General features: G+C 46.7%; 1 rRNA gene. It reads left to right on the top strand.

What is annotated here, in order from left to right:
* Nucleotides 1-88 (top strand): 16S ribosomal RNA (locus KI379_RS33695); the annotation flags it as partial.
* Nucleotides 89-510: the final 422 nt, after the last annotated feature.

The raw sequence follows: 510 nt of genomic DNA, 5'->3' as shown, positions 1-510 counted from the left end.
GAGCCAGCCGCCGAAGGTGGGGTAGATGATTGGGGTGAAGTCGTAACAAGGTAGCCGTATCGGAAGGTGCGGCTGGATCACCTCCTTTCTATGGAGAATCGCTTCCTGCAACGGAAGCATTCAAATAACGGTCGACGGAAGTCGCCGTACCCGCTTTGCGTAAGCAAAGCAACGACTCACTCGTTGGTCAGTTTTGAGAGTTCAAACTCTCGCATACGATTTCCAGAACTTGCTTGTAGCCAAGCAATTCGGGATTTGGTATGATATAAGTCCGGTCGCAAGACTGGATGATTTGATCCTTGAAAACTAGATAACGAAACGAATCTGCGTTTTAGAAATATCCTTTTAGCTGCTTGTGTCTTCATTGAAGACCAAGAAGTAAAAAGTAGCAGACGAGTGTTTTGAACGATGAGAGCCTTTGGCTTTGCGCTTGCGCAAAACAAGAAAACGAATCGGGCAAAACAGGAGTCATTATGGTTAAGCTACTAAGAGCACACGGAGGATGCCTAG

The organism is Paenibacillus cineris (genome assembly GCF_018333335.1).
Taxonomy (GTDB): domain Bacteria; phylum Bacillota; class Bacilli; order Paenibacillales; family Paenibacillaceae; genus Paenibacillus_AQ; species Paenibacillus_AQ favisporus.
Note: the sequence above shows the minus strand (reverse complement) of the source record. Positions and strands in the feature narration are given on the sequence as shown.